The sequence below is a fragment of the Flavobacterium sp. UBA7680 genome, from assembly GCF_002482975.1.
Lineage (GTDB): Bacteria > Bacteroidota > Bacteroidia > Flavobacteriales > Flavobacteriaceae > Flavobacterium.
This window is the reverse complement of sequence record NZ_DLHA01000055.1, coordinates 1-23,816: the sequence shown is the minus strand read 5'-3', so window position 1 is coordinate 23,816 and position 23,816 is coordinate 1. Positions and strand designations below refer to the sequence as shown.

Annotated in this window: 22 protein-coding genes; 11 read left to right on the top strand and 11 right to left on the bottom strand. The window is 32.8% G+C overall.

Going from position 1 to position 23,816, the window contains the following annotated elements:
- The 3 genes from sufC to sufD all read left to right on the top strand — a co-directional run.
- Positions 1–721: Fe-S cluster assembly ATPase SufC (sufC, locus tag B3C18_RS22980; RefSeq protein ID WP_291152361.1), on the top strand; the 721-nt coding region annotated here is incomplete at its 5' end.
- Positions 722–807: 86 nt separating this feature from the next.
- Positions 808–1,197, top strand: coding sequence for a four helix bundle protein (locus B3C18_RS22975; protein ID WP_291152360.1), 390 nt, complete (start codon positions 808–810; stop codon positions 1,195–1,197).
- A gap of 47 nt (positions 1,198–1,244) precedes the next feature.
- On the top strand, positions 1,245–2,561 hold the full coding sequence (gene sufD / locus B3C18_RS22970; RefSeq protein ID WP_291152359.1) for a Fe-S cluster assembly protein SufD: 1,317 nt from the start codon (positions 1,245–1,247) through the stop codon (positions 2,559–2,561).
- A gap of 60 nt (positions 2,562–2,621) precedes the next feature.
- Here sufD and B3C18_RS22965 read toward each other — a convergent pair whose 3' ends face one another.
- From B3C18_RS22965 to B3C18_RS22950, 4 genes are read right to left on the bottom strand one after another with little or no spacing between them, the layout of a single operon-like run.
- The gene (locus B3C18_RS22965; RefSeq protein ID WP_291152357.1) at positions 2,622–3,005 is read right to left on the bottom strand and encodes an ASCH domain-containing protein; all 384 of its coding nucleotides are present in this window, start codon (positions 3,003–3,005) and stop codon (positions 2,622–2,624) included.
- A gap of 3 nt (positions 3,006–3,008) precedes the next feature.
- Positions 3,009–4,526, bottom strand: coding sequence for a PIN domain-containing protein (locus tag B3C18_RS22960; protein WP_291152355.1), 1,518 nt, complete (start codon positions 4,524–4,526; stop codon positions 3,009–3,011).
- A complete protein-coding gene (locus tag B3C18_RS22955) occupies positions 4,526–5,047 on the bottom strand; it encodes an ATP-binding protein (RefSeq protein WP_291152353.1) in 522 nt (173 codons plus the stop codon). Before B3C18_RS22955 ends, B3C18_RS22960 begins: the two co-directional genes overlap by 1 nt.
- Positions 5,048–5,095: 48 nt before the next feature.
- Complete coding sequence (locus tag B3C18_RS22950) at positions 5,096–6,445, bottom strand: serine hydrolase domain-containing protein (protein WP_291152351.1); 1,350 nt, start codon at positions 6,443–6,445, stop codon at positions 5,096–5,098.
- Between the two features lie 220 nt (positions 6,446–6,665).
- Here B3C18_RS22950 and B3C18_RS22945 point away from each other — a divergent pair, with 220 nt between their 5' ends.
- The 7 genes from B3C18_RS22945 (at position 6,666) to B3C18_RS22915 (ending at position 11,486) form a co-directional block, all read left to right on the top strand.
- The gene (locus B3C18_RS22945; RefSeq protein WP_291152349.1) at positions 6,666–7,880 is read left to right on the top strand and encodes an aminotransferase class V-fold PLP-dependent enzyme; all 1,215 of its coding nucleotides are present in this window, start codon (positions 6,666–6,668) and stop codon (positions 7,878–7,880) included.
- Positions 7,881–7,893: 13 nt separating this feature from the next.
- Complete coding sequence (locus B3C18_RS22940; RefSeq protein WP_073483838.1) at positions 7,894–8,319, top strand: hypothetical protein; 426 nt, start codon at positions 7,894–7,896, stop codon at positions 8,317–8,319.
- Between the two features lie 2 nt (positions 8,320–8,321).
- Positions 8,322–8,747, top strand: coding sequence for a SufE family protein (locus B3C18_RS22935; RefSeq protein ID WP_291152346.1), 426 nt, complete (start codon positions 8,322–8,324; stop codon positions 8,745–8,747).
- Positions 8,748–8,852: 105 nt separating this feature from the next.
- The gene (locus B3C18_RS22930) at positions 8,853–9,176 is read left to right on the top strand and encodes an SUF system Fe-S cluster assembly protein (RefSeq protein ID WP_180857125.1); all 324 of its coding nucleotides are present in this window, start codon (positions 8,853–8,855) and stop codon (positions 9,174–9,176) included.
- A gap of 82 nt (positions 9,177–9,258) precedes the next feature.
- The gene (locus B3C18_RS22925) at positions 9,259–9,768 is read left to right on the top strand and encodes a DUF2480 family protein (protein WP_291152363.1); all 510 of its coding nucleotides are present in this window, start codon (positions 9,259–9,261) and stop codon (positions 9,766–9,768) included.
- A gap of 80 nt (positions 9,769–9,848) precedes the next feature.
- The gene (locus B3C18_RS22920) at positions 9,849–10,799 is read left to right on the top strand and encodes a DUF3078 domain-containing protein (protein WP_291152343.1); all 951 of its coding nucleotides are present in this window, start codon (positions 9,849–9,851) and stop codon (positions 10,797–10,799) included.
- Positions 10,800–10,901: 102 nt separating this feature from the next.
- Complete coding sequence (locus B3C18_RS22915) at positions 10,902–11,486, top strand: hypothetical protein (RefSeq protein ID WP_291152341.1); 585 nt, start codon at positions 10,902–10,904, stop codon at positions 11,484–11,486.
- Between the two features lie 43 nt (positions 11,487–11,529).
- Here the strand turns inward: B3C18_RS22915 and hflX are convergent, their stop codons facing one another.
- The 7 genes from hflX to B3C18_RS22880 form a co-directional block, all read right to left on the bottom strand.
- Positions 11,530–12,759: a GTPase HflX gene (hflX, locus tag B3C18_RS22910; RefSeq protein WP_291152339.1), complete on the bottom strand. Its 1,230-nt coding sequence runs from the start codon at positions 12,757–12,759 to the stop codon at positions 11,530–11,532.
- 165 nt (positions 12,760–12,924) lie between these two features.
- Entirely contained in the window at positions 12,925–13,782 is an 858-nt protein-coding gene (locus tag B3C18_RS22905) for a hypothetical protein (RefSeq protein ID WP_291152337.1), read from the bottom strand.
- Between the two features lie 128 nt (positions 13,783–13,910).
- Positions 13,911–15,260 carry a DUF5689 domain-containing protein gene (locus B3C18_RS22900; RefSeq protein ID WP_291152335.1) on the bottom strand — a complete coding sequence of 450 codons (1,350 nt, stop codon included), beginning with the start codon at positions 15,258–15,260 and terminating at the stop codon, positions 13,911–13,913.
- 21 nt (positions 15,261–15,281) lie between these two features.
- Complete coding sequence (locus B3C18_RS22895; protein WP_291152333.1) at positions 15,282–18,098, bottom strand: TonB-dependent receptor; 2,817 nt, start codon at positions 18,096–18,098, stop codon at positions 15,282–15,284.
- Positions 18,099–18,335: 237 nt separating this feature from the next.
- On the bottom strand, positions 18,336–19,553 hold the full coding sequence (locus B3C18_RS22890) for an MFS transporter (protein ID WP_291152331.1): 1,218 nt from the start codon (positions 19,551–19,553) through the stop codon (positions 18,336–18,338).
- Positions 19,554–19,877: 324 nt separating this feature from the next.
- Entirely contained in the window at positions 19,878–20,918 is a 1,041-nt protein-coding gene (locus tag B3C18_RS22885; RefSeq protein WP_291152329.1) for a Gfo/Idh/MocA family oxidoreductase, read from the bottom strand.
- Positions 20,919–21,097: 179 nt separating this feature from the next.
- Positions 21,098–22,168, bottom strand: a complete 1,071-nt coding sequence (locus B3C18_RS22880; protein WP_291152327.1) for an NADH:flavin oxidoreductase/NADH oxidase — start codon at positions 22,166–22,168, stop codon at positions 21,098–21,100.
- A gap of 199 nt (positions 22,169–22,367) precedes the next feature.
- Between B3C18_RS22880 and rseP the strand changes: the two genes are divergently transcribed.
- Positions 22,368–23,708 carry an RIP metalloprotease RseP gene (gene rseP / locus B3C18_RS22875; protein WP_291152325.1) on the top strand — a complete coding sequence of 447 codons (1,341 nt, stop codon included), beginning with the start codon at positions 22,368–22,370 and terminating at the stop codon, positions 23,706–23,708.
- Positions 23,709–23,816: the final 108 nt, after the last annotated feature.

Here is a 23,816-nt window from a genome sequence, read left to right as displayed (position 1 = left end):
CTCAATTGGTGATAAAGAAATCCTGAAAGGAATTAATATAGAAGTTAAAGCTGGCGAAGTACACGCTATCATGGGACCAAACGGTTCTGGTAAAAGTACACTTTCTGCAGTTATTGCAGGAAACGAAAACTATGAAGTTACAGACGGAGAAGTTATTCTTGACGGAGAAGATCTTGCTGATTTAGCCCCTGAAGAAAGAGCACATAAAGGTGTTTTTCTTTCGTTTCAATATCCTGTAGAAATTCCTGGAGTTAGTGTTACTAACTTTATGAAAACGGCAATCAACGAAACTCGTAAAGCAAACGGACAAGAAGAAATGCCGGCAAACGAAATGTTGAAAGTAATTCGTGAGAAATCTGAATTATTAGAAATTGACCGTAAATTTTTATCTCGTTCTTTAAACGAAGGTTTTTCTGGAGGAGAGAAAAAAAGAAACGAGATTTTTCAAATGGCAATGTTAGAGCCAAAATTAGCCATCCTGGACGAAACAGATTCTGGTCTTGATATCGATGCTTTAAGAATTGTAGCAAATGGTGTAAACAAATTAAAAAGCGACAAAAACGCAATTATTGTTATCACACACTACCAACGTTTGTTAGATTATATCGTTCCTGATTTCGTTCATGTTCTTTACAACGGAAGAATCGTAAAATCTGGCGGAAAAGAACTAGCATACGAATTAGAAGAAAAAGGATACGACTGGATTAAAGCGGAAAACTAAAGTTTGTTTCAAGTTTCATGTTTTTTTTAGTTTCAAGTTAAACTACATTTTGTAAGTTTAAACTTAAAATTATTAAAATAGAAATTATGGCGACAATAAATCGATTTGAGGATTTAGAAATCTGGAAAGAGGCTCGACGATTAGCAAAAGAAATTCACCTTATTGCAATTCATACAGAGTTAAGATCCGATCTCAGATTTAAAAATCAAATAAAAGATTCTTCTGGTTCAGTAATGGATAATATTGCTGAAGGATTTGAAAGAGATGGAAATTTAGAATTTCGACAATTTTTATCTATTGCAAAAGGTTCAGCTGGAGAAACAAGATCTCAGTTATATCGCGTTTTTGATTTTGAATATATTTCAGAACAAAAATTCGAAGCTTTAAAAACAGATTATGAAAATTTAAGTGGTAAAATAAAAAACTTTATCACTTACCTAAATAAAAAAGATTTCAAGGGGAATAAGTTTCAATAGGCAACATGAAACTTGAAACCTGAAACACCGAAGGAAACAAAAGAACAATGGATTTAAAAGAAAAATTAGTATCGTCTTTTATGGCTTTTGAAGNNCGTGTCGATGTACATTCAGATTTACATGACATACGCACAAATGCTTTAAAAAACTTCGAAAATAAAGGTTTCCCAACCAAAAAAGAAGAAGCTTGGAAATATACATCGCTAAATGCCATCTTAAAAAATGACTTTACGGTTTTTCCAAAGGAAGAAAATGCAATCGAATTTAATCAGGTAAAAAAATACTTTTTACACGAAATAGATACTTATAAATTAGTATTTGTTGATGGTGTTTTTAGTTCACATTTGTCTTCTACAACGCATGACGGAATTGATGTTTGCTTAATGTCATCGGCATTAACCAAACCAAAATACAAAATGATTATTGATACCTACTTTAATCAAATTGCAAGTAAAGATGATAGTTTGACTTCATTGAATACTGCATTTGCAAGTGAAGGTGCTTTCATCAATATTCCGAAGAAAAAAGTGGCTGATAAACCAATTGAGATTATGTATTTCTCAACTGGAAACGAAGCAGCATTAATGGTTCAGCCAAGAAATTTGGTTATTGTGGGTGAAAATTCACATGTTCAAATTATTGAGCGTCACCAAAGTTTGAATGAAAATCCTGTTTTAACAAATTCAGTTACAGAGATTTTTGCTCAAAAACGTGCGATTGTTGACTATTATAAAATCCAAAACGACAATAGCGAAGCAAATTTAATTGACAATACTTATGTTTCTCAACAACAGGAAAGTCATGCTTATGTACACACTTTCTCTTTTGGTGGAAATTTAACTCGTAACAACTTAAACTTTTACCACTACGGAGAAAGACTAACAAGTACGTTAAACGGAATTTCCATTTTAAATGATAAACAACACGTTGACCATTATACTTTGGTAAACCACGCAACGCCAAACTGCGAAAGTTTCCAGGATTATAAAGGAATTTTCTCTGATCGTTCGACAGGGGTTTTCAACGGAAAAGTTTTGGTAGAAAAAGAAGCTCAAAAAACAAATGCTTTCCAAAAAAGCAACAACATTTTATTGAGTGACAAAGCAACTATCAACGCAAAACCACAATTAGAGATTTTTGCAGATGATGTAAAATGTTCTCACGGTTGTACTGTTGGACAGCTTGATGAAACGGCAATGTTCTACATGCAGTCTCGTGGTATTCCTCAAAAAGAAGCTAAAGCTTTATTGATGTACGCATTCTCAAATGCAGTAATCGAAAGCATTAAAATACCTGAATTAAAACAAAGGATTACTAAAATCATTGCCATGAAATTAGGCGTGAATTTAGGATTTGATTTGTAGAAAATTCTATTTATAAAAATCAAAAACCGATAAACTTTAAAAGTTTATCGGTTTTTGATTTTATCTTTTTTCATTTGACCAATATGCAAATGACTGAGGTGGTGTTAAGTTATAATCAGCCTTTAAACATTTCGGTTCTTCAAATTTATTTTTATTTTTTATTTGAATGGCAAAACCTTGTTGTCTGTTTTCGAAATATTCATAAAAATAATCTTCTGTTATACCTGAATATTCTTTAGTTGTATCCCAAAGTTCTTTAAGGTCAAGATTAAATATTTTCTCTATTTCGAATTCTCCTATCACTTTTTGAACAGGTGAAGAAGCATAAACCAAAACTGACGTTACATTTTGGTTTTTAAAAATAGCTTTTCTAAATTCAAATTTTTTTGTCCCATCAAATATCTTGTTTGCAAACTGGGGCTTAATTGACAGTACTACTTTCATATGTTATAGTTTATATGCAAATTTAATCAAATCAATAAATTGCTCATTTGTTATTTTAATAAATCCTCTAGGCATATTCAATATATCTGGGATAATGCCTAATTTATTCAAATCATCTAAAGTTGGTTTTGGTGTAGGCAAGGAATGAGCATATAAAAAGTTAATGACAAAAGGTCTATTTTTAGAAAATTTATTCCACCATTGTGTTTGCAAATCTTCTTTTGAAATCATTGTCCGCCTATTGCAAGCTCCAAAAAAATCGTCAAAAGAATTAAAGTTATTTTGCACATTTTCAACGATACAAATAGTGGTAATGGTACTCGAATATTTTTTTGGAATAGTTTCACCCATACGATAGATAATCAGTAAATCACCAGGTTTTAAATTCCGATCAAAAGAATGCGAAATGTATACTTTACTGATTCTATTTCTATGAGGCTCATTCTCTGTATATTTCTTAACGTCTTCCCTAGTATTTATACTATCCGGAAAAAGCTCAGTATGATATTGTGGTTCAATTTTGATTATATATTTATCTGTCTCTCTTGATAAAAATGGAAAAGTTAATTTTGGATTTTCTATGTTTACTGGTTTTTCTTTACAAAAAGCCTTAACATAAACCTTTTCTTCTCCATTTTTTGTGGTTTTTATTCCGTGATAAACAAATCCCCATTCTTCTAACATCTCAACTAACTGTTCTTGTTCTGGTCTTTTTGTAAAAAGAGTAACATAAATTTCCTTAACTTTAAATTGATGTGCATTGTCAAATATCGTTTTTAAAAATCTCTCTCCAATTTTATAACCATTTCCCGTCACTTTTAATGTTCCAATTTTTAATCTTCTCTTCGGCTCAAAAACTGGTTGAATATTGGAATAATTTTCTTTTTCATTTTCGATTTTAACAAAAAGAAAAGCTGTTAAATTACCATCACTATAACAAACATAACAAGGTTCTTCAGACTTACTGCTAAACCATGAATTAAACTCTTCATAATCATTCCTAAAACTATCAAAAAACTCATTTTTAATGTCAACGTCAGCAAAATCTGCTCTTTTAACAGCTAACACTTTATAATTCACCAGCTCAGGATTTTCTGAAATACATTTCTCTAAAAAATTCTGAATTTTAAATACTTTGTCCGAAATACCAAGTAATCCTGCTTTAGTATGAATCTTTTTATCTTCAGAAATCAATATATCAACACGTCCTTCAAAAACTTCATTTAATATTTGAGTATCATTAATATCATTATCCTGATTGTCAATTTTCCTACTTATTTTTAATATCTCTTCACCTAGAGGAGCTTGATGTTTAAGTAAATTATAACTCTCAATTTTGATACTCATAGTATCAAGAACTTTTGGATCTTTATATCTTTCTAATTCTTCAACAGTCAAAGGATGAATGTATTTTGAATATTTAAGATTATCTATCCACTTGAAAAGTTGACCAATTTCTGGTTTGTATATTTTATTTGCTTCTCTATGAATAATAATATTTGTGTCTAGCAAAACTTTCATTAACTAGTGATATTTAATAACTGTTCATAATTATTATCCATAATCTCGATATATGGAACAGAATACTTTTTCGAAAGATATTTTGCATATTCAATTTCCATATTCTGTAATTCGTTCAAAACTTTGATGTCATATTTTTTACTATCACGATTTTCCAATCTTTTAGTTATTTTTTCTACATCATCTATAATAATTGAAATCACTCTTGGATTAAGAATATCAAAAGTTTCTTCATCAATTTTACAGGGAACATTCAATGAATTCAATAAACAAAAATGTCCATCAAGCAAATACTTTTTATCCCTATCAATTAAATTATTTAATCCAAAAATTAATTTTTCTTGTGTAGAGGAAATATTTTCAACTAACTTATTATCAGAATGACTGATTTCACTCCATTTTAAAACTTCACTTGCAGTTATGTGTATAACATCACTTTTAGATGCTATTTCTTTACAAATAGTTCCTTTCCCAACTCCATGAATACCACCAATAAAAAATATATTTTTAAACGATTCCATTAATATTTTTTTAGCAAGGTATAAAAAAGAATGAAATGTATTACAAATTTATTTCTTTACACTCTCAATTATCCCTTTCAAAAACCCATTAAAATCAAAACTTTTATCGCCTTCTCTCACTCCCATTCTCACAATTACCATATCCAGAGACGGAATAATTGCTACCATTTGACCTTGATATCCACTGCAATAAAACATATCGCGAGGAACATCTGGAAATTTGCCTCCCGCATTTAACCAAAATTGCGCTCCATATTTTCCTTCAGAAGTATTGGTTGGAGTTGCTGTGTATTTTACCCAGCTTTCATCTAGAATTTGTTCGCCATTCCAGTTTCCTTTATGCAGATATAACAACCCAAATTTTGACCAGTCTCTTGGCGTTGCCCATCCGTAAGAAGAACCAACAAAAGTTCCCGACATATCTTGCTCGACGATCATCGAATTCATTCCGATTTTGTCGATTACGGCACTATACCAAAAATCAAGATATTCTTGCTGTGTTTTAAATTGGCTTCTTAAAATTCGGGACAATAAATTGGTTGTTCCAGAAGAATAATTCCAATGCGTATTTGGTTTAAATTGAGCAGGTTTATCCATTTGTACTTTTCCCATATCTTCGGCCTGAAAAAGCATTTGTGTAGCATCACAAATCGTACTGTAATTTTCTTCCCATTCTAAACCAGAATTCATGTGAAGCAAATCATTTATTGTAATAATTTTGCGATCGTCATTTTTCCACTCTTCAATTGGTGCTGGCTTATAAATATCAATTTTTCCTTGTTTGGCTAAAACTCCAAAAGCAGAGCTTGTGATACTTTTCGTCATCGACCATCCTAAAATTTTACTGTCTTTATCAAAACCTGTGTCGTATTTTTCGGCGATTAATTTTTCTTTGTATAAAACGACAACGGCGCGTGTACGTTTTGCTCTTCCGCCGTTTTTATCAAAAGCATTTTCAACTGCATTTTTTAATTTCGTGTAATCAACATTTGCGAAAGCAGAATCTTTTGGCTCATTATTTCCATAAGGAAACGGAAGATTGTTTACCAATTTTGTTCTCTTTGGAAGCAAATATGGTTTTGAAACATCAAAATCATCATTAATCAAAATCGCACCTAAACCTTCACGGTAAATTGCTTTTCTTTCCTTTAAGCCATAAACGGTTGAAGTGGCAAATTTTTCGGTTTCATCAATTGAATTTTTAGCCAGATCAATCATATCGATATCATTGTCTGTTTTTTGAATTAAATCTAACGGACGATTGTCTATAAAATGTCCGGATGCGACACTCTTAGCCGAAAAACCAGAAATTAAATCCAGTTTGGGATAAGTTGTGAATCCGAAATACAAAAAAGCGAGAACCACTAGAAGCAAAAGTACTTTAAGAAATTTTTTCATGATGATGTCAGTATTTTTATTGCAATATAAATAATTTATGTTCACGATTTTAGAACTCAAATTATAAATCTGATTCGGATAATTCAGAAAACCGAATCGTTTTTTACGGAATCAGCATTTACGGCTTGTAACAATAGCATCATAAAAGGAAATTATAGAATTCCTGTATAAACAAATTTAGTTTTAGTACTTTTGTAAATAGATTTTTTCTAAATAAGACATGCTAGATATTCAAAAAATAAGAGCTGATTTTCCAATACTTTCACAAACTGTAAACGGAAAACCTTTAGTATATTTCGACAACGGAGCTACTTCGCAAAAACCACAAATCGTGATTGATGCCGAAGTAAAATATTATCAGGAAATCAATGCCAATATTCACCGTGGCGTTCACACTTTAAGCCAGTTAGCTACTGATGCTTACGAAATTTCTCGTGGCAAAGTAAAAGAACATATTAATGCAAAACATGCTCACGAAGTACTTTTTACTTCGGGAACTACGCACGGAATCAACTTGGTGACAAATGGTTTTGCTTCTATTTTAAAACCAGGTGACGAAGTACTTGTTTCTTCATTAGAGCATCACAGTAATATTGTGCCGTGGCAGATGTTATGTGAAAGAACGGGAGCAACATTAAAAGTTATTCCGATTAATCAAAACGGAGAATTAATTCTTGAAGATTTTGATGCTCTGCTTTCAGAAAAAACAAAAGTCGTTACGGTTAATCATATTTCAAACGCACTCGGAATTATTAATCCGATAAAATATATCATTGATAAAGCCCATGCTGTTGGTGCCGCAGTTTTAATTGACGGTGCACAGGCTGTTCCGCATTTAAAACCAAATGTTCAGGAATTAGATTGTGATTTTTATGCTTTTTCGGGACATAAAATGTGTGGTCCAACGGGAACTGGAATTCTTTATGGAAAAGAAGAATGGCTAAACAAACTTCCTCCTTATCAAGGTGGTGGCGAAATGATTAAAGAGGTTACTTTCGAAAAAACAACTTACGCAGATCTTCCACATAAATTTGAAGCCGGAACACCAAATATTGCGGGCGGAATTGTTTTAGGAACAGCGATTGATTATTTAAACAGTGTTGGTTTTGAAAATATTCACGAATATGAAACTGAACTTTTAGATTACGCTACAAAACGTTTATCTGAAATTGAAGGTTTAAGAATCTACGGAACAGGAAAAAATAAAGCTTCTGTAATCTCGTTTAATATTGATGGAATTCATCCGTATGATATTGGTTCTATTATTGACAAATTAGGAATTGCAGTTAGAACCGGACATCATTGCGCACAGCCAATTATGAATTTCTTCTGTATTCCGGGAACGATTCGAGCTTCTTTTTCATTTTATAACACCAAAGAAGAAATTGACCAAATGGTCGATGCCGTTAAAAAGGCACAAATAATGCTAAGCTAACATCTATTTTTTTATGAGAATAATATCTTTATTGCTTTTAACGCTTTTTATTGCTACCGGCTGCTGCAGTCAAAAAAAGACAAACATGGCTACAACTCAAATTGAATATTCTGCAATGTCAAGAGGATATTTTAAAAAAATTGTAGTTCAAAATCAGACTGTTTATGTTACAAACGGTAGAGATCAACAACCAATTGAAAGTAAAATTGACGATGCTAAATGGAACAAAATTGTTGCTGAATTTTCAAAAGTAGATTTAAACAAACTTTCGGCATTAAAAGCACCAACTGAAAAACGTTTTTATGACGGTGCAGCGATTGGAAATTTAAAAATAACTCAAGATCAAAAAACATACGAAACTGCAGGTTTCGACAATGGTTTTCCTCCAAAGGAAATTGAAAAACTGGTAAATTTACTGGTTGATTTTGCTAAAGAATAATTATGACAATTAAAGAAATACAAAACGAAATAATAGACGAATTTTCGATGTTCGACGACTGGATGCAGCGTTATGAATATATTATCGAACTGGGAAAAAGTCTTCCGTTAATTCAAGAAGAATACAAAACCGACGAGAATTTAATCAAAGGCTGTCAGTCAAAAGTCTGGCTTCAAGGCGAGCAAAATGATGATAAAATTGTTTTCACAGCAGACAGTGACGCTATTTTGACTAAAGGAATAATTGCAATTTTAATTCGCGCTTTCTCTAATCAAAAAGCTTCAGACATTATAAATGCTGACACTGAATTTATAGACGAAATTGGATTAAAAGAACATCTATCAGCAACACGTGCAAACGGTTTGGTTTCGATGATAAAAAACATCAAAATGTACGCTTTGGCTTTTGATGCGAAAAACAAAAATTAAATTTCTTTCGCCACAAATTACACGAATTAGCACGAATTTTTTAATTACACAAATACTTAATTCGGGAAATTTGTGTAATTCGTGGCAGAAAAAACAAATAACAAAATGGAACAAGAAATAGACACAAATGAATTAGGAGAATCAATCGTAAAAGTTTTAAAAGGAATTTACGATCCTGAGATCCCTGTAGATATTTATGAGTTAGGATTAATTTATGACGTAATGGTTAATACAGATTACGAAGTAAAAATCCTAATGACATTAACATCACCAAACTGCCCGGTTGCAGAAAGCTTACCAAGAGAAGTAGAAGAAAAAGTAAAAACAATCGAACACATTAAAGATGTTGAAGTAGAGATTACTTTTGATCCGCCTTGGAGCAAAGATTTAATGAGCGAAGAAGCAAAATTAGAATTAGGAATGCTTTAATATTTGTTTCAGGTTCAAAGTTTCAAGTTTCAGGTTACGCAACTTGAAACTTGAAACCTCAAACTTGAAACTAACTTTTCAAATGGAAGAAATCATCAATAAAGTTGCCAATAGTGCTTTAGAAGTTTTTGATTTAGAGGATTATTATCCAAAAGGAATGCGTGTGCAGATTGACATTTCGCAATGGCTTTTGGAAGGATTTTTATTGAAAGAAAAAGACTTTAGAGAACACCTTAAAAATCATGATTGGTCACAATACCAAGATCAATATGTCGCTGTACATTGCGCTACAGACGCTATAATTCCTGCTTGGGCATTAATTTTAGTTAGTGTTCATTTGGCGCCTTTTGTTAAAAAAGTAGTAAACGGAACCATTGAGGATCTGGATTCAAGTTTATACGAAGAAATCTTAAGTAAGATTGATTATTCTGCGTACCAAAATAAACCTGTAATTGTAAAAGGATGTTCAAAGAAACCAGTTCCTATGCGTGCTTACATTTTAGCAACAACTTATTTACAGCCTTTTGCCCGCAGTATTATGTATGGCGAAGCATGTTCTGCTGTACCTTTATATAAAGAATCTAAGAAATAACCTTCATTTTAAAGTAATATTCCCTTAACCTTCAGTTGGTTTTTAGTATATTTGTTAATATACACTTAAACTAAACAACCATGAGAAAGCTGACGTTATTACTATTTATCTTAGCGAACTTTACTTTTGTTCAGGCCCAAAATTCAGAAAAAGAATTAATTCAGAATACCGAAAAAGCAGTTAAAAAAATAAACGATACTATTGAAGACGAAGGATGGAAAGCAAAAGGAACAGTTTCTCTTTTACTAAACCAATCCAGCTTCAATAACTGGATTGCAGGTGGGGAAGATAGTTTCTCTGGGACTTTAGGAATAAACTACGACTTCAATTATAAAAAAGATGATGTAACCTGGGACAATAAAATCCTTGCTTCTTACGGGCTTTTACAAACTAAAAACACCGATTTCGGGAAAAAGACTGATGACCGTTTAGAGTTTAATTCAATCGTTGGTAAAAGAGCTTTTGGTGAATGGTATTACTCTTTCTTCTTAAACTTTAGAACTCAATTTTCAACTGGATATATTTACGGTCAGGATGCTAACGGAAAAGAAATTCGAACTGAAAATACTCGTTTTATGTCTCCTGGATATTTAACTACAGGTCCCGGTATTTATTGGTCTAAAGATGAAAATCTAAAAATAAACTTTGCACCTTTAACTTCAAAATTCACTTTTGTAGATGGAGCTTATACTTCCGGCATTGATCAGAACACAGGATTACCTTATGTTGATGGAGCCTATTTTGGTGTAGATGCTAATAAAACGATGCGTTACGAGTTAGGTTTTTATGCTTCTGTTTATTACAAATTAGCCATTATGACCAACGTAACGGCAGAAAATACACTGAACCTTTATTCTAATTATCTGGAAGATCCTCAAAACGTAGATATCAATTATTCTTTGAATATCATTATGAAGGTGAACAAATTCCTTTCGGCTAATTTAGCATTTCAAGCAATTTATGATGATAATGCTTTTCAAGGTCTTCAAACCAGAGAAGTATTTGGTTTAGGAATTAATTTTGGGTTTTAATAATCTACATCCTCAAAAAAAATTTAAATAAAAAGAGATTCTATTTAATCCCTGTTTTTCTAAATTAGAAAAAACAGGGATTTTTAACGCTATAACTTCCTAATGAAAAAAATATTAATCATAGTTTCAAGCTTCTTATTTATTTTTAGCATATCTGGAAAAGCTCAATCTGCTTTGTCTGATTCACTGGAAAAGACCGCTCTTGAATATTTAGAAAAAAAGAAAACTACTGTAAAAAAAACTCCTTCGGATACTATCTTAAATATTAATTCTACAGTTCCAGAAACTTACTCTATAGTTATAAAAACTTACAGTATCCCAAACAATAAATATATTATTTGCTTATATGGTATTAATGTCAAACTATGTAAAGAAGAAGCCTCCACTATATATAAAATAGTAACTGATAAACATACAAATTTGTATTTTAAAAATGATTTTATTAGTCCCATTACGTTAAATAAAGACAACAACCATTTCTTTCTTAGTGACGAAGAATGTGAAACTGACAGAGAAAGCATCATACATGAGCCCATTATTACTATGTTATTACTTGACAGCAAATTTTCTATAGTAAAAGAATTTCAATCGATGAGTATTCAGGATTTAACAGAAGATATATTATGTCAGACTGCGCCGGGATCAATAAGCAGAGCCAAAGTGAGGAAAAAGTATGGACATCTCTAAAACAAAAACGGCTTTTGAAATAAATCAAAAGCCGTTTCTATTTTTATTCCTCTTCCTTTTCAACTGCGTTCTTATAATCAGGATACAAAAACTTATTGTATGGAAATCTTGTTATGTGAATCTGACGAACAGCTTCATAAACCGTTTCTCTAAATTCTTCAAAATTTTCTTTTTGAGTTGCAGAAATAAACAATGCTTTATCATGACCAACATTACTCATCCAAGTTTGTTTCCATTCTTCTAACGTGTAATGTCTTCTGGTTTTTTCGGTAATTAAATCATCCTCATCAATCGTTAAATGCTTGTAAGCATCAATTTTATTAAAAACCATAATAGTTGGTTTGTCATTACTTTTGATTTCTAACAAAGTCTGATTTACAGATTCAATATGATCTTCAAAATCCGGATGCGAAATATCTACAACGTGTAAAAGTAAATCGGCTTCACGAACCTCATCAAGTGTACTTTTGAAAGAGTCTACTAATTGAGTTGGCAGTTTTCGAATAAATCCAACCGTATCCGAAAGCAAAAACGGAAGGTTTTTAATAACTACTTTTCGAACTGTTGTATCTAAAGTTGCGAATAATTTATTCTCAACAAAAACATCACTTTTTCCGATAGCATTCATCAAAGTCGACTTTCCAACATTTGTATATCCAACAAGTGCCACACGAACCATTGCTCCGCGATTACTTCTTTGAATACTCATTTGTTTGTCGATTGTCTTGATTTTGTCTTTCAACAATGAAATTCTATCACGTACAATACGTCTGTCCGTTTCGATCTCTGTTTCACCGGGACCACGCATACCAATTCCCCCTTTTTGACGCTCAAGGTGCGTCCATAATCCCGAAAGTCTTGGCAATAAATAAATACACTGCGCCAATTCTACCTGCGTTCTTGCATAGGAAGTTTCGGCTCTTTGCGCAAAAATATCCAAGATCAAATTGGTTCTGTCAAGGATTTTGCAATCTATAATTCGTGAAATATTTTTTTGCTGTGATGGTGATAATTCATCATCAAAAATTAAAGTCGATATTCCGTTTTCTTTTACAAAAAGATTGATTTCATCTATTTTACCCGTTCCCACAAAAGTCTTCGGATTCGGGCGTTCCATTTTTTGCGAAAAGCGTTTAATAACTTCACCTCCTGCGGTAAAAGTTAAAAACTCTAATTCGTCTAAATATTCATTAAGTTTTTCCTCACTTTGATTTTGAGTTATAATACCAACAATGGCTGTTTTCTCAAAATTTATAACTTCTTTCTCTAACATATCTTAAAATAAGCTACAAATTTAATCATTTGTATACTACTACAATTATAGAATTACGTTTTAAATATTATTTAAAATGATAAACCATCTAAAAATCATGTTTTACAAAAGTATTTCTTTAATAAAACTTGATTTTTAAATGGTTTGAAAAGGATCAAAAACTATTTATTCGTAGATAAACGTTTTCTCTGTTTTTACAATTCCATTTTCTTCAATTTGAGAACATGAAATTGGAAAATTTAATTTGTTGTATTTGTATTTTCGGCTTACTGCAACTAAAGCTGTAGACGAAGGGCTGAAATTCATTTCGTTATTATATGAAATCGACTCAAAAGTAAATTCGTCTTCGTGATATGAAATCATTGGCACAATTACTTTATAATTATCTCCAAAAAGACTTTGAACGATCAACTGATCTACCGATTTTTTATCATCATAAGTATACGTTTTAGAGATTTTATCTCCTACTAATCCTTTATGTTTTGATACATTATCGTTTACATAAACGTACTCGATTTTCCCGATAATGGCTTTATTTCTATCACGTGATGTACGTCTAACGATAGTACCGTTTTCAATGATATATTCAATATCCTCAACCAAATTTTGGTGATTTGTACTTTTTTTAGTCGTTACTTTTACTCTTGCACCTTCATAAACAAACGATACAACTTTTGTAATATAATCAGGTCCTTCCTGATATTTTTTTACAAATTTTGTAATGTTGTTATCAGCATCATAAGTGTAATTGATAACTTCTTTCCAGTCACTTCCCACTTTATCTTTTACAGACATATCCAATAAACCCTTTTTATTATAAAAAAAGTTCTGAATAACATCCGAAGTTGTTATTGTTTGAAGTTTACCATCCTTAAAAACCATTGTTTTATTAACAATTTCACCGTCTTTAGAGTTTTGGTAATTCGTTTTTACAATGTTGATTTGCTTCAATTTAACATTGTCCTGACTGTGCATCAAGAATGGAAACACCATCAGCAAGATGGCAATAAAGTAGGTTTTCATTTTGTTTTTGTATTGATTTGGGATGACCAAAATACAAAATTCTGCCAAAATTTGACAATTTAAAATTTAAAAAAACAGAAAATCAATTTTAGAAAATTAGAAATCAACAACTTATACAAATACAATTCTTACTTCTCGCCAAAAATCTTCACATCATCGACCATAAATGCGCCATTTAGTGTTTTATCTTTTCCTGAACCTACGTATCTAAAGGCAATATTTATGTTTCCTGTATAAGCAGATAAATCTATTCCGCCAGAGCTTATAAACTCACGAGAAGGTGTTGAAAGCGTCGGAACTTTTGCTTCTAATTTAGTCCATTTTGCCTTGGTCACACTTGAACCATCAAAGTTTGTTGAGACATATACTTCGAGCGTATTTAATGGCGAATCGACTTTTAAATCATGTTGTGCACTTCTAAAAGAAAGAACTGAATTTTTATAACCCGTTAAATTAATTTTAGGAGAAACCAGCCAGGCAATATTTTCTGCCGCTGTTGTACTTGTGGTATTAAATTCTGCATAACCATTTCCAGCATACACCATGCTTTTCCATAGTTTTGTTGCTTTTTCTACAATATTACTCCAACCGGGAAGGGCAAAATTGACATTGTTTTTAACGGATTGAAAATCTTCGGCAAAAAATGGAACGCTTCTTTTTCCGTTCATAACCACATCATTTTCTGAACGAACCATTAATTGATAATCAGTTCCAAACTTGGTTAAAATTCCTCTAACTTTCCCACTTCCTTCCGGCACAAAATGATCTGCAAATTTTGCATAACTGCTTGTTCTAAAAATAATTTGATTTCCGGTTTTATCACGAAGGTTCCAGTTTGTTGATCCTCCAATATTACTTGATTCTTCAAAATAATGGCGTCCCAATGCCCCTTCTGTAAATTCAACATCATTAAGTTCAATCAATGTATTTAATTTAGTATCTGATAGTGCCTGTTCTATAGAAAGGGATTCAATCAGCTCATTTTCATCAATAATGGAACATGAAGCATTTAGAACATTTTTGTATTCATTTTGAGAAATTCTCCCTATTGTTGGATCTCCAGCATTGTTGACATATAAACTGCCAATTCTTAATCCACCATAATATAAATCTGTAAACTGATTTTTAAGTTTTACATATACTTTATTCCCAAGTCGATAATCAATGTAGGTGTTTGAAGCATCGACAGGAACACTAAACCCAATTGCGGGATTTTTTTCGTTGGCTTTTGTCTGAAGTGAAATAGATTTAAAAAAATTCCCGCCTTCATCGCTTGAAACGACGTAAGCTTCTATAATATCATCATACAAATATTGTTTAGCAGTACTGCTTGAAAGTTCATAAACTTTTTCAACCGTTTTGTTTACTTTAAAATCAGGCTGAGTACACTCTAATTTTGGATTTGCTATTTCTGTACTGCAGCTGCAAATAAATAATAATGATGAAGCTAAAAATGTATTTAAAATTATGTTTTTCATGATAGATAAATGAATGTCGATTTATAAACCGATTGTAAGATTTAAAAAATAAGTTCGTCCGTAACCGTAATAATATTTTGGACCAAATGATGGCGTTCCGCTTGAAACATCCTGATTCAGTGCTCTAAAATTTGCATTTCTGGCCTGTTCAAAACCACCCGTTTTATAGACTAAGCCCAATACATTATTGACACTGGCAAAAAGCCCGATATACTTTTTATGAACGCGCCAGGATTTTCCACCGTTGATATTTAATAAAATTACAGTATCAAATTTTTCTTGTTTTAATAATTCATTTCCTCTCTCAGATGTTGCTTCAGGAAAAGGAAATCCATTTGCCGGATTAATGTAAAATTGTGATGTTCTTGAAATGGGCGAAACATCAATGTAGTTATCGGTCAAATAATTAATATTTGCTCCAATCCACCAATATTTAGGATCTCGATATTCCAGACCTAATGAAAGTGCATTTTGAGGCGTTCCGGCTTGTTTGTAATTTTTAAGATAGGCTTTACCAAAATCAAAAGTAGTCTGCGCTCCGTCTTTTGCTGCATTTGCATCGTTTGTAATCGACACATTTGGATTGCTGTTGTAAATATAATTTCCGTAAGCGGCAGATAAAGTTGTTTTAAAAGTTGAGGAAATCTGATATTCAAAACTCAATTCTGCTCCTGTGTTTTTCTTGTCCAAATTTGTTAAAGTCTGACTCACAAAAGCATCTGTTGCGTCGTAACCGGCTCCGTTATCAAATATTCCTTCGGCATAGAAAAAAGAAGTCTTTGATGTGTTTTTAATCAGAGTATAAAAAGCTGTTAAACGTAATTTCAACTTTGGTGAATGATAAACATAATTGGCTTCGGCACTTGTAATGTTTTCACTTTCAATCCCGTTAACTATAGAATTATTTAATCTTGAATTTGAAAATGTATTTCGAAGCGATGGTGCTCTGGTTAAGTGCGCACCATTAAAAAACAGCCATTGTTTTCCTGAAATTTTATAGGTGAAACCTCCTTTAAAACCAAAGTTTTCGAAATTTACCTTCTCACTTTTTCCTAAAGAAGTTGTGGCGTAAATTCCGTTTTGATATAATCCCTCTCTTTGATAATTAGATGTTGAATAAGACTGCGCCAAATAAAATTCGGTTTTATTATAGGAGAATTTAAACTGCGTAAAACCATTAATTGTATTGGCTAAAAAATTATAGTTGTAACCATAAATATCTCCTTTTACGACTTGTCTGTTTGGATTTTGCAAGTCAGACTGCGAAAGGTCACCTTTATAAAACGGGTCAATGTCTTCAAAATATTTCCCGCCAAGAAGATCTAGTAAATATTGAAAATTATGTGATTTTAAATTCTGATAAGTGACTCCTCCATCAAAGGAAATATTTGGAGTTAGCTGCGTATTTAAGTTAGAATTTATTGCAAAAGTTTTATCGTCTGTTCTGTCTTCATATAAAACATAATGACTTTTTGCTGGCTCATAACCGTTTTCACCTGGTTTTTGATTTGCAGAATACATGGCGTTCCAGTCAATTTGTGAATTTGCAAGAAAGGTGAGTTTGCTCTTTTCAGCATTTTCATAATCCGGAGTAAATTCTCCCGAAAATTCACCTTTGTCTTTTGCATAAAGCGAACTGAAATAACTCGGCATTTTTCTATAATAAACCGGATCAGGACTGTCGGCATTTTGATAATCAATATTGCTGTTTCCAACTTTCCCAAACTGATACATAACGCCAGAATTCAGGTTTGTTTTTTCATCTATTTTAAAATAATGATTCAGCATGAACAAAGGTTCTTCAACCGTTTTTATTCTTGCATTTCGCTTTTCGCCATTCTGAAATCCCCAATACGAATTGTATTTTTCGCTCATTAAACTGGTTACTTCATTAGTATTTGGAGAATTTTTTCCTCGGGAATTGGGTGTGTAAAATCCGGTGAAATTGAGTGAATGTTTATTATTTAATTTTTTCTCAACACTCATAAAAAAGGAATCGGCATTGAAGTTTGTCCCTTCAAAATAACCTTCAGCAGCCCATCTTTTTCCAGCAGAAACTACATAAGCCCAGCCGTCAATATCCATTCCTGAAGCATAAGTACCAATCCCACGCAAACTGTAGGTTGTGTTACTTCCGGAAAAGGTTAGCTGTGCTCCTTTTCGATATAAAGAAGCCCGTGTAAAAATTTGCTGTGTTCCTAAAACACCGCCAAAAGTATAATTTGAAGCTGCTGTTCCAACCGAAAATTCCTGATTACGAAGCACATTATTTAGTCCGCCCCAGTTGTTCCATTGCGGTCTGCCGTCGTAAATTTTATTCATCGTCATTCCGTTGAGCATCATGGTTCCGTTTTCACTGTCTAAACCACGAACTCTAAATCGGGCTTGACCCCAATTAAATGCCGATGCCTGCATAAAAGCATCTTTTGAAGATTGCAAAAGTCCTGAAGTCATTTCGGATGAACTATTATCATCAGACAAATCGCTTTCTAATAATGTAATTAATGCAGCGGGAACTTCATCAGAATAAATATCTTCTAATTGTAATACCCCGAGATATATAATCTGACCAAAATTAGAATGGATTTTCAGCAGCAAATCTTTGCAATCCTGACTGTGAATCAAAAGCAGCTGTTCTCCTTCTATAGGAGAACTCAATTCAAATTTGCCTCTTTTAGAAGTAAGTTTTGTTATAGAAGAATTTTGAATGCTTACTACAACATTCTCCAGAGGATTTTGCGTTTTGGCATCAACAACAATTCCTCTAAAAACTGTTTCCTGTGCAAAGGCAAAACTAAAAGACCATAAAATAAAAAAGAGCGCGTATTTTTTTACCATTAAAAATTCCAATTTACTTTGAAAATTGTTTTCGGATATTAATCCTATTCAAAAGATAAAATTGGTTTTTGGAAAAAGAGAATTGTCCGTAAGACAAACAAACTCTAGGTTCAAATGTAGAAAAAAATAATGCTTAAAAAGAAATAAATTCTTACAAAAATAATTTATTTCACAAAGAAATTTAAAAAAACATGGTGCAAATCAGCCTAATCCGTTAAATCTGTGGACAATAAAAAATTAAGCAGAAGTTCTAATTTTTGAAACCATAAAAGCAATCAGAACGCCAAAAACCCCAATAAAGGCAAAAGAAAATTCTAATCCGAAGTTTTGAGCGATGTGACCAATTACCGGCGGTCCCATTAAAAAACCTAAAAAGCTTACGCTCGAAACTATTGTTAAAGCTTCTCCCGGTGGAACTGTTGGGTTTTTACCGGCCATACTATAAACGGTTGGAACAATAGTGGCAACTCCTAAACCAACTGCCATAAAAGCAATGGTACACGGAATAATATAGGGAAGAAAAACAGCTGTAAAAAGTCCGGCAGAAATCATAACACCGCTTATCTGCATGACACGCTCGCGGCCAAATTTATTTATTAATCCGTCTCCTAAAAATCTTCCGCCAGCCATCATAATCATGAAAGAGGTGTATCCTAAAATTACTAATGGTCCCGGTGCTTTTACTACATCTTTAAAATAAACGCCGCTCCAGTCAAACATTACACCTTCGCTCGCCATACTGCAAAATCCAATTACACCAAGCCATATTAAGGCGCTGTCTGGTTTTACAAAGATTTTTCTTTTCTCTGTATTATGTTTGATTTTTTCTTTGGCACGAATTAAAAATTTAAAATTAAAAGCCACCATTAATAACACAACACCTCCCACAATCATGAAATGATGTAATGGCGTTAAGTTTAAAGCCAGCATTCCTAAACCAACTAATGCGCCTGTAAATCCAGCGAAACTCCACATTCCGTGAAAAGAGGACATGATTGTTTTTTTGAAAAGTACTTCGGTATAAACACCTTGTGTATTTACGGCTATGTTGGCTAAATTTCCAAATAAGCCAAATAAAAATAATCCGATAGATAATTGTAAACCTGTTGTGGCTAAACCTAAATTAGCCAGACACAAAACATACATTATTAGGGAGAAAACTAAAATGCGGTGGCTTCCGAATTTAGTCACCATTTTTCCCGAAAAAGGCATGATAATTAATTGTCCCATTGGCAGGGAGAAGAGTATGGATCCTAAATCGCCTTCGGTTAAATGAAGGGCGGTTTTGATATCCGGAATTCGACTTGCCCAGGTTGCAAAACTTAATCCCATTCCGAAATAAAACATTCCAACGGCAAAACGAATTCTGTTTAGATAAGATGCTTTTGCTTCTCTAAAAACTTTCTTGATTTTTCCTTTAGTCTGAAAAAGTTGTAATGGATTAAAATTTATCAAAATGTATGCGTTTTGGGATTATATTATAAATGTACAAAAAACCTTTGTATTTACTTAAAGGTACAAATTGTTGAATTATTTACAACGTTATTGTTTATAAATAGCGGGGTTTTGCCCACAGATTTCTACGAATTTGCCCACTCCCGATAGCTATCGGGATTACGGATTAAACGGGTTTACGCGGATGTTATTTTATTTTTACGCATAAAAAAAGACGCACTGCTGTGCGTCTCTACAATATATATTATGTTTTATTTATAACACTCTTAAAAAAATTAAACCAGAGTAAACCCGTTTAATCCGTAAAACCCGTGAGCCATTTCACTAAAAATTAATCACGGTACGCTGTGCGCTGCTGGCAATTGCAGCTTCAATGATCTGCATTACTTTTACGCCGTCTTGAGCGGTAACTGGTTCTGCGACATTATTTGTTATGGAATTGAAAACGCCATCAAAAAACGAGAAATAATTTCCCTGAAGTGTCGGTACTTTTTCGCGGATTACTTTTTCGTCAATTTCTGTATGCAGAATTCCTTGTAAATCATCCGGTTCTTTTCCCCAAGATTCCAAGTTTGGTTTTTTACCAATTTTTAATTCGTCTTCCTGAATGTCTCCGCGAGGTTTTAAAAAAGAGCCTTTTTTTCCGTGAATGGTATACGCCGGATTTGCTTCTCTAACAAAGAAACCAGCTTTTAAACGGACTCTAAAATCATCATAAATCAACAATAAATCGAACCAGTCATCAACTAAAGAATTTTCTCTTGTGATTCTAACATCTCCAAAAACTGACTTTGGAGAACCAAACAAACAAATGGCCTGATCTATAATATGTGGACCCAAATCTTTTAAAACTCCTGCTCCGTCATTGGCGGTTTCTTTATGTGCTTTCGGACTTAATAACGGGTTATATCTGTCGAAATGAAATTCGGCTTCTACTATATCACCTAAAACTCCTTCATTAATTATTTTTTGAATAGTTTTAAAATCACTGTCCCATCGTCTGTTTTGAAAAACAGCTAGTTTTAATCCTTTTTCGTGAGCAATTTTAGCTAATTCTTCGGCTTCGGCTACTGTTGTTGTGAATGCTTTTTCGACCACGGCATGTTTTCCTGCCAGAAGTACTTTTTTAGCATATTCATAGTGCGTTCCTACCGGAGTATTTACAATTACCAAGTCAACATCATCGGCTAATAAATCGTCAATTGAAGGATAACTTTTTACGTATGGATAATCTTCCTGAATTAGTTTTTTGCTTCTTTCCCAAGATCCTAATAATTCAAAACCCGGATGAATATCTAAAAAAGGCGCGTGAAAAACCTTTCCCGACATTCCGTATGATAATAGTGCTGTTTTTATTTTTTTCATTTTGTATTTAGTTTTTTGCCACAGATTAATGTGATTAAAAAGGATTTTTCTTTTTTGCCACGAATTTCTCGAATTTGCACAAATCAGTGCGTTTAGAAAAGCTTTAAAATTCGTGATAATTCGTGAAATTCGTGGCAAAAAAATTAAAAAAAAATCACTTTAATCTGTGGCTAATAAATTTAAATCTTAGCTCGTTCGTATTGTTTTGGCCATTGAATATCGCTGTCTAATTCTTTGGCGAAATCTAACGGTAAATTTGGATTTCTCAATGATTCTCTGGCAAACAAAATTAAATCGGCCTGATTGTTTTTCAAAATTTCTTCGGCTTGTTTGGCTTCGGTAATTAAACCTACAGCGCCTGTTAGAATATTAGCTTCTTTTTTAACTTTTTCTGCGAAAGAAACCTGATAACCCGGACCAATCGCAATTTTTTGATGCGAAACCAATCCGCCAGACGAAACATCAATTAAATCTACTCCTTTTTCTTTTAATATTTTTGAAAGCTGTACTGATTCTTCTGGATTCCATCCGTTTTCTGCCCAATCTGTTGCTGAAATTCTAACGATTAAAGGTAAATCTGAAGGCCATTCTGTTTGAACAGCTTCTACAATTTCGAGTGTAAAACGGATTCGGTTTTGAAAACTTCCTCCATATTCATCAGTTCTTACGTTGGTTAAAGGCGATAAAAACTGATGTAATAAATAACCGTGTGCTGCGTGAATTTCTACAACTTTATATCCGGCTTTAACAACTCTTTTTGTTGCTTCTTTAAAATCAGAAATTACTTTTTGGATTCCGTTTTTGTCTAAAGCTTCGGGAAGAAAAGGTTCGCCATCGTGATACGGAATTGCACTTGCGGAAACTGTCTGCCATCCGCCTTGAGCGAAATCTAATTTTTTATTTCCTTCCCACGGAGAAGAAACACTTGCTTTTCTTCCGGCATGCGCCAGCTGAATTCCGGGAACAACATTTTGAGAAACAATAAATTCGTTGATTTGTTTTAGTTTTTCGATATGTTCGTCTTTCCAGATTCCTAAATCGGCAGGAGAAATTCTTGCTTCGGGAGAAACTGCTGTTGCTTCCTGAATAATTAATCCGGCGCCTCCGCTTGCACGGCTTCCTAAATGAACCAGATGCCAATCGTTTGCAAAACCGTCAACTGCCGAATATTGGCACATTGGCGAAATAACAATTCTATTTTTTAAGGTGATGTTTTTTAAAGTTAGGGGAGAAAATAATTGTGAAGCCATGTTTGTAACTTTTAATGGTTTTGGACTACCAATAGATATTGACAGCCGTTTAAAAAGTAAAGTTACTGTATCTTGTTAAAACGAGAAATTGAAATGTTTATTAATTAACAAACATTTAAAACCTTATGTATTATATTGCGCTTTCAAATTAAAATAGAAACGCTACTTTTGTGCGTTAAATACGAACTAAAAATACAAAATGGATATAGTTATCAAACTCTCTCAATTTCTATTGAGTTTATCTTTACTTATTATTCTTCACGAATTAGGGCACTTTATTCCTGCCAAATTGTTTAAAACGAGAGTTGAAAAATTTTACTTATTTTTTGATGTTAAATATTCGCTGTTAAAAAAGAAAATTGGCGAAACTGAATACGGAATTGGTTGGTTACCGCTTGGAGGTTATGTAAAAATCTCAGGAATGATCGACGAAAGTATGGACAAAGAACAAATGGCTCAGCCTGCGCAGCCGTGGGAATTTCGTTCTAAACCAGCTTGGCAGCGTTTAATTATTATGCTTGGCGGTGTTACGGTAAACTTTATCCTGGCATTTATTATATATATAGGAATGGCTTTTGCTTACGGCGATACGTATGTGGCAAATGCTGATTTGAAAGACGGCGTTTTTATCGAAAATCCTGCAATGCTTAAAGCTGGTTTTAGAACCGGAGATAAAATCATTTCGATTGACGGTAAAACGGTTGAAAATTTTGACAGCGACATGAATATGAATGTTATCATGTCGAAACACGTTTTGATTGAAAGAGACGGAAAACAACAGACAATTAATATTCCGAATGATTTTGTTGACCAATTGTCTAAATATGAAAAAGGTTTATTGATTGGTATCAGAATGCCTTTTGTTGTGGGTAAAATTTCTGAAGAATCTGAAAATACTTCTCTAAAACCAAAAGATATCATTGTAAGCCTGAATAATCAAAAGATAAAATATTTTGATGAAGCTAAAGCTGTTTTAGAGGCTAACAAAGGAAAAACAATTCCTGCTGTTGTTTTACGTGATTTAAAAGAAACTCCTATTACGGTTAAGGTTTCTAAATTAGGAAAATTAGGAATTGGTGTTGGCGGTTTAGGAATCGAATCTTTAGAGAAATTAGGTTACTATAAAGTAAGCACGAGAGAATATAGTTTCTTTGAATCTATTCCGGTTGGAATTCAAAAAGGAAAAGATCAATTAGTAGGTTACGGAAAACAATTGAAAATGATTTTTAATCCTGAAACAAAAGCTTACAAACAAGTGGGTGGTTTTGCAGCGATTTACAACATTTTCCCGAGTTTTTGGAGCTGGGAAACGTTCTGGTCAATCACGGCTTTATTGTCAATTATGCTTGGAGTTATGAATTTATTGCCAATTCCGGCACTTGATGGCGGACATGTGATGTTTTTATTATATGAAATTATTAGCGGTAAAAAACCGAGCGATAAATTCTTAGAAAACGCCCAAATGGTTGGCTTTGTACTACTTATAGCACTGCTTTTGTTCGCAAACGGAAACGACATTTATAAGGCAATTATCAAGTAAAAAAATATTTTGAGAAAAAGAGTTAAAATATTTTTGAGAAACTAAAAATTCAATTATATTTGCACTCGCTAAAAAGAGCAACAACTTCCTCCTTAGCTCAGTTGGTTA

Coding starts and splice junctions, on each gene's coding strand:
- B3C18_RS22915 (WP_291152341.1), top strand. CDS start 10,902: ATGAAAAAAATATTAATCATAGTTTCAAGCTTCTTATTTATTTTTAGC.
- B3C18_RS22965 (WP_291152357.1), bottom strand. CDS start 3,005: ATGAAAGTAGTACTGTCAATTAAGCCCCAGTTTGCAAACAAGATATTT.
- B3C18_RS22945 (WP_291152349.1), top strand. CDS start 6,666: ATGCTAGATATTCAAAAAATAAGAGCTGATTTTCCAATACTTTCACAA.
- B3C18_RS22895 (WP_291152333.1), bottom strand. CDS start 18,098: ATGGTAAAAAAATACGCGCTCTTTTTTATTTTATGGTCTTTTAGTTTT.
- rseP (WP_291152325.1), top strand. CDS start 22,368: ATGGATATAGTTATCAAACTCTCTCAATTTCTATTGAGTTTATCTTTA.
- B3C18_RS22880 (WP_291152327.1), bottom strand. CDS start 22,168: ATGGCTTCACAATTATTTTCTCCCCTAACTTTAAAAAACATCACCTTA.
- B3C18_RS22975 (WP_291152360.1), top strand. CDS start 808: ATGGCGACAATAAATCGATTTGAGGATTTAGAAATCTGGAAAGAGGCT.
- B3C18_RS22920 (WP_291152343.1), top strand. CDS start 9,849: ATGAGAAAGCTGACGTTATTACTATTTATCTTAGCGAACTTTACTTTT.
- B3C18_RS22905 (WP_291152337.1), bottom strand. CDS start 13,782: ATGAAAACCTACTTTATTGCCATCTTGCTGATGGTGTTTCCATTCTTG.
- B3C18_RS22935 (WP_291152346.1), top strand. CDS start 8,322: ATGACAATTAAAGAAATACAAAACGAAATAATAGACGAATTTTCGATG.
- hflX (WP_291152339.1), bottom strand. CDS start 12,759: ATGTTAGAGAAAGAAGTTATAAATTTTGAGAAAACAGCCATTGTTGGT.
- B3C18_RS22930 (WP_180857125.1), top strand. CDS start 8,853: ATGGAACAAGAAATAGACACAAATGAATTAGGAGAATCAATCGTAAAA.
- B3C18_RS22900 (WP_291152335.1), bottom strand. CDS start 15,260: ATGAAAAACATAATTTTAAATACATTTTTAGCTTCATCATTATTATTT.
- B3C18_RS22940 (WP_073483838.1), top strand. CDS start 7,894: ATGAGAATAATATCTTTATTGCTTTTAACGCTTTTTATTGCTACCGGC.
- B3C18_RS22950 (WP_291152351.1), bottom strand. CDS start 6,445: ATGAAAAAATTTCTTAAAGTACTTTTGCTTCTAGTGGTTCTCGCTTTT.
- B3C18_RS22960 (WP_291152355.1), bottom strand. CDS start 4,526: ATGAAAGTTTTGCTAGACACAAATATTATTATTCATAGAGAAGCAAAT.
- B3C18_RS22955 (WP_291152353.1), bottom strand. CDS start 5,047: ATGGAATCGTTTAAAAATATATTTTTTATTGGTGGTATTCATGGAGTT.
- B3C18_RS22925 (WP_291152363.1), top strand. CDS start 9,259: ATGGAAGAAATCATCAATAAAGTTGCCAATAGTGCTTTAGAAGTTTTT.
- B3C18_RS22885 (WP_291152329.1), bottom strand. CDS start 20,918: ATGAAAAAAATAAAAACAGCACTATTATCATACGGAATGTCGGGAAAG.